Origin of the sequence: Mesorhizobium sp. M4A.F.Ca.ET.090.04.2.1 (assembly GCF_003999085.1) — a bacterium.
Classification (GTDB): domain Bacteria; phylum Pseudomonadota; class Alphaproteobacteria; order Rhizobiales; family Rhizobiaceae; genus Mesorhizobium.
This window is the reverse complement of the sequence record NZ_RZOT01000452.1, coordinates 1-5,102: the sequence shown is the minus strand read 5'-3', so window position 1 is coordinate 5,102 and position 5,102 is coordinate 1. Positions and strand designations below refer to the sequence as shown.

The window sequence follows — 5,102 nt, the reverse complement described above, 5'->3', positions numbered from 1 at the left end:
CCGCTGCAGAAGGGCGCGGCGCGCTTCGAGGAGCGCTCGAAAAGTTCCGACGGCAAGAGCGCCGGCAGCAAGCAGAAGCCTTGACGCTGCAGGCTGGCGGCGTTCACTACTCGGTATCCTGCACCCAGCTGCGCGGGTGGCCGTCGACGCGGAACTGGAAGATGAAATAGGGCGGGATGCAGGTGCCCTTGCCGGGCTTGGCCTCGGCCAGGTCTTCATAGCCGGCGGTGCAGATATAGTCCTCGCGGCAGGGATGCGTTTTGTCACAGGCGCGCAGGCCGGCGGTCTTGGTGAACTCCCTGGTGCAATATTTGTGGTCCTTGCCGGACCCGATGCAATCGTTGAAGCCGGTCTTGGCGAGCCGCCCGCAGCTCGCCTCCTCGGGCAGCTTGTCGCAGCTCGCCTTGCGCAGCATGCCGCCGGGAAAGCCGCCGGTCTTCTGCTCGGGGTTGTCGTAGCGCTGGCGCGCCGCGCCGTAGCCGGCAAGCTTGATCGGCGGTTTCTTGTCCCTTGCCGAATCGATGGCGCAGGCTCTCGCCGTCGCCGGCGACAGGCGGCAATACTGGTCGCTGCCCCATTTCGACATTTTGATCTCGCCGAACTCCACGGGATCGCCGACCGCAGTACCGGCCTCGCTGACGCAAGTGCCGAAGCCCGGATGGATGGCGCTTTCGTGGACGCCGGCGCAGCGCAGGCCTTCGCCGCAGCTCCAGTCCTTGAAGCTTTCATCCGTGCCGCGATAGCAGATCGAGCCCCAGCCATTGTAGAGATCGGTGCCCTTCAGCACCTCGGCGAACTTCGCGTCCGGACGGGCGGCGAAGCCTCTGCTGAAATCGGGATGCTGGCCGGCGGCGAACTGCTCGACGATGGCGAGGCGACGCGGCAGGTCGGCGAAGAAGACCGCCGAGCCCGGCACGAAGACGGCGTTGCGGCGTGGCTCGCTGGCCGGATCGGCGCCGGTGTAGTGGAAGCCGGCAATGCCGTGGGTCTGGTGGCAGCCGGTGCAGCTCATCTCGTTGAGGCGCAGATTGAAGCCGGCCACTGACTTTATGGTGCGCAGCGCGTTGCCGCTGGCGACATAGTCCTTCAGCGCCTTGTCGACCGCGGCATCGTCGAGCAAGCCATAAGCGATGTTGTTCTGCGAGCGCGCCATGCCGCCCGGCGCCACGGAGACGGCGCTGGTTGCCAGGAATTTTTCGTCGACGATCAGCCGGCCGCGATCGAGATCGTAGATGTTGCGGTCGGTGAGCAGCCATTTGGCGAAGGCCTGCCGGTCGGCCAGCACCGTCTTGCGGTCGATCTGGTTCTCCATCCGCGATTCCTGGAAGGTGGCGGTGGCCGGATCCCATTTGAAGATCTTGAGCAGATATTCGGCGTGGCCGCCGAAATCGCGGCGCGTCGAGGCCGACAGGCGCAGCACCTGCATGTTGAGCTCGAGCCGCATGATCTGCGAGGAATTGAGCATGGCGCCCGACAGCGGGCCATCCTCGGAGCGCAGCCAAGCCGCAAGCTGCTCAGGTGGAAGGTCTTTTCCGCCGGCCGCCAACCAGCGCCTGGCGACGTCGGCGCAGGACCCATCGGCGGCGCGCGGGCGATCCTTGGAGGCGCGGCCCGTCGCGGTCTTCGGCCTGGCGTTGAAGACCAGGCTCATTGTCAGCGGCAGGCGCGAGGAGACACGCTCTCCGGGCTTTTCCTCGACCGAATAGTGGAAACGGTAGATCAGCCGGATCTCGCCGCATTCGGTGTGGCCGAGATAGCCGCGATCCATGCGGTTGACGACGCCGGTGAGGTCCAGCGTCGAGCCGTTGTCGTCGATGTATTTCGGATTGAACTTCTGGCTTGCGTCCTTGGACTTCGCCAATCCGGCAACATAGGGATCTGGGCTTGTCGCCGGCTCGTCGGCGATCTCCTGCTTGACGGCATTGCGCACCGGCGTCAGCGCGCGCACCGAAAACAGGCCGCGATTGTCGACATCGCGTGTCAGCCCGATCGCCGGCCCGAGCAAGCGGCTGATCGACAGACCGCCGCGCTCAAGCGCCTGCAGGGTCGCGGGATCGGTGACGGCGACGCTGGAATCGAGCGTAGCGGCAGGCGCCGCCCCAGCGCCGAAACCGGCCAACACCAGCAGAAACAGGAAACGGCCGATCGTCCGCAAGCGCCCCTCGCATCCCCTTGTCCGGGCGCCATGCTACAGGCCTTGTCCGGTCTCGGCCATAGTGCTCGAGCCGCTCATTCCAGCACCGGTTGCAAGCGAAAAATGCTGTGACTTGCTGCAACCATTGGGATAATTGTTGGTTGGGTCTGATTGGCACCAGGATGCCGGCCTGGCCGTTTGGAAATTCGCATCGCGAGGAGTTGCCATGCTCTGGAGAGGCCGTCGTCAGAGTGACAACGTCGAGGACGAGCGCAGCGACACCGGTGGCGGCGGCGGATTCGGCGGCGGCAGCCCCGGCCAGTTCCGCATTCCGATCGGTGGGCGCGCCGGCGGCGGTTCCAGCCTCTTCATCGTCATCCTGGTTGTGCTGGCCGGATGGTATTTCGGCTTCGATCCTTCACAGATACTGGGCGGCGGCGACAGTGGCGGCCAGATCACCGACGACAGCGGCAGCGAAGGCGGCGGAGGAGAGCCGGCTTCCGACGAGATGAAGCAGTTCGTCTCGACCGTGCTCGCCGAAACCGAGGACACTTGGAAAGGCATCTTCCAGGCCAATGGCCGGACCTATGAGGATCCGAAGCTGGTGCTGTTCAGCAGCCAGATCCGCTCGGCCTGCGGCTTCGCCTCGGCTGCGGCCGGACCGTTCTATTGTCCTGGCGACCACAAGGTCTACCTCGACATGACTTTCTTCCAGCAGCTCGACCAGCAGTTCGGCGCTTCCGGCGAATTTGCCCGGGCCTATGTGATCGCGCATGAGGTCGGCCACCATGTGCAGAATCTCACCGGCATCCTGCCCAAATTCAACAAGATGCGGCAGGGGATGAGCGAGGCCGACGCCAACCACATGTCGATGCAGGTGGAGTTGCAGGCCGACTGCTTCGCCGGTGTCTGGGCGCATTACACCGCGCAGAAGGGCATTTTGGAACAGGGCGACATCGAGAGCGCTCTCAATGCCGCCAAGCAGATCGGCGACGACACGCTTCAAAAGAAGATGCAGGGCTACGTCGTGCCGGAAAGCTTCAACCACGGCACCTCGCAGCAGCGTCAGACCTGGCTGGCGCGCGGCTACAAGAGCGGCAAGCTTTCGGACTGCGACACGTTCAACAACCCAATTTGAGGCGACATCCGCTTCGTTCCGCGCGATCAAGGATCGGCCACCACGGCAACTGATGTCAGGATGAGGCAGTTGCCGTCGTTCCCTTATTGTTCTTGGCGGCGGGCTCGCCTATAAGGTGCACCCGCCTTTGCTGCAAGGCGGCCGAGGAGCTTGACACCAGTATGATCGACCCGAAAACCGCCAGGCGGGGCCTTGCGCTCGTTTTCACGACGCTGCTGCTCGACATCATCGGCTTCGGCATCATCATGCCGGTGCTGCCGGCCTATCTGCAGGAACTGACCGGCGTCGGCGTCAGCGAAGCGGCGATCGAAGGCGGTTGGCTGTTCTTCGCCTATGCGGCGATGCAGTTCGTCTTCGCGCCGGTCATTGGCGGATTGAGCGACCGGTTCGGACGACGGCCGGTCCTGCTTGCCTCCGTGCTCACCTTTTCGATCGACAATCTGATCTGCGCCATCGCCTGGTCCTATCCGATGCTGTTCATCGGGCGTGTGCTGGCCGGCATCTCGGGCGCCAGTTATTCGACGACATCGGCCTTCATCGCCGACATCTCGACCGACGAGAACCGGGCGAAGAATTTCGGTCTGCTCGGCATCGCCTTCGGCGTCGGTTTCGTCATCGGGCCGGTGCTGGGCGGCCTGCTCGGCACGTTCGGTCCGCGCGTGCCCTTCTATTTCGCCGCCGGGCTTGCCTTGGTGAACTTCGTGATCGCGCTGTTCCTGCTGCCGGAGACGCTCGACGACAAGCATCGCCGCCGCTTCGAGTGGAAACGCGCCAACCCGGTCGGCACGCTCATCCAGATGCGCAACTACCACGGCATCGGCTGGATCGGCCTGGTCTTCTTCCTGATGACGCTCGGACACATGATGTACCCGGCGGTGTGGTCGTTCGTGTCCAATTATCGCTATGGCTGGAGCGAGCAACAGATAGGCTTCTCGCTCGGCGCCTTCGGAATGTGCGGGGCGATCGTGATGGCCACCGTCCTGCCGCGCGTCATCCCGAAGCTCGGCGAGTGGAAGACGGCGGCGATCGGCCTGACCTTCACCGCGCTAAGCGCCTTCGGCTACGCCTTCGCCTCGCAGGGCTGGATGATATATGCGGTGATCGTTGTCGGCTGCCTGGAGGCGCTGGCCGACCCGCCGCTGAGAAGCCTCGCCGCCGCCAAGGTGCCGCCTTCAGCGCAGGGCGAACTGCAGGGGGCGATGACGTCGATCTTTTCGATCACCTCGATCATCACACCGCTGCTCTACACGGGGATCTTCTCGTGGTTCACCGGGCCGAGCGCGCCGGTCGTGTTCGGCGGCGCACCCTATCTGCTGGGTGCGGTCTTCCTCACCCTGGCGGTGATCGTCTTCGTCACGAAAGTCGCCAAGCCGACGCCGAAGGAGGTTGAGCGCATGCACGCGCAGGAGGCCGTGACCGATCCGGCTTGAGGCGTGTTGGTATTCATGTGATGCCGGCCTGCAAATAGCGGTTTCCTGCGCTTCCGGTGCTCACGTACTTCAAGTACGCTCCGCTCCGGTTCTCGGAAACCGCCATTTTCGACTCGGCCTGACCTGAATCTCAACACGCCTTGGGTCGCTAGGCGCGCTCGGCCAGCAATTCTTCGCCACGCTTCTCGCGGATGAGGTTGACGAAGCGGCGGAACAAATAGTGCGAATCCTGCGGGCCGGGCGAGGCCTCGGGGTGATGCTGGACCGAGAACACCGGACGGCCGGTGAGCGCGATACCGCAGTTCGAGCCGTCGAACAGCGAGACATGGGTCTCCTCCACGCCTTCCGGCAGCGAGTCGGCGTCGACCGCGAAACCATGGTTCATCGAGACGATCTCGAC

At 64.2% G+C, this 5,102-nt stretch carries 3 protein-coding genes and 1 pseudogene; 2 read left to right on the top strand and 2 right to left on the bottom strand.

Annotated features, from left to right (window positions below):
* Positions 1–106: 106 nt before the first annotated feature.
* The gene (locus tag EN781_RS25385; RefSeq protein WP_127400440.1) at positions 107–2,155 is read right to left on the bottom strand and encodes a hypothetical protein; all 2,049 of its coding nucleotides are present in this window, start codon (positions 2,153–2,155) and stop codon (positions 107–109) included.
* Between the two features lie 205 nt (positions 2,156–2,360).
* On the opposite strand from EN781_RS25385, the gene EN781_RS25380 reads away from it, so the two are divergent.
* Together EN781_RS25380 and EN781_RS25375 are read left to right on the top strand one after the other, a co-directional pair.
* Positions 2,361–3,272, top strand: a complete 912-nt coding sequence (locus tag EN781_RS25380) for a neutral zinc metallopeptidase (protein ID WP_126058780.1) — start codon at positions 2,361–2,363, stop codon at positions 3,270–3,272.
* Between the two features lie 161 nt (positions 3,273–3,433).
* Positions 3,434–4,702: a TCR/Tet family MFS transporter gene (locus tag EN781_RS25375; protein WP_126058781.1), complete on the top strand. Its 1,269-nt coding sequence runs from the start codon at positions 3,434–3,436 to the stop codon at positions 4,700–4,702.
* 148 nt (positions 4,703–4,850) lie between these two features.
* On the opposite strand, the pseudogene EN781_RS25370 reads toward EN781_RS25375, so the two are convergent.
* Positions 4,851–5,102: pseudogene (locus tag EN781_RS25370) on the bottom strand (carbamoyl phosphate synthase small subunit); the annotation flags it as partial.

Coding starts and splice junctions, on each gene's coding strand:
- EN781_RS25380 (WP_126058780.1), top strand. CDS start 2,361: ATGCTCTGGAGAGGCCGTCGTCAGAGTGACAACGTCGAGGACGAGCGC.
- EN781_RS25375 (WP_126058781.1), top strand. CDS start 3,434: ATGATCGACCCGAAAACCGCCAGGCGGGGCCTTGCGCTCGTTTTCACG.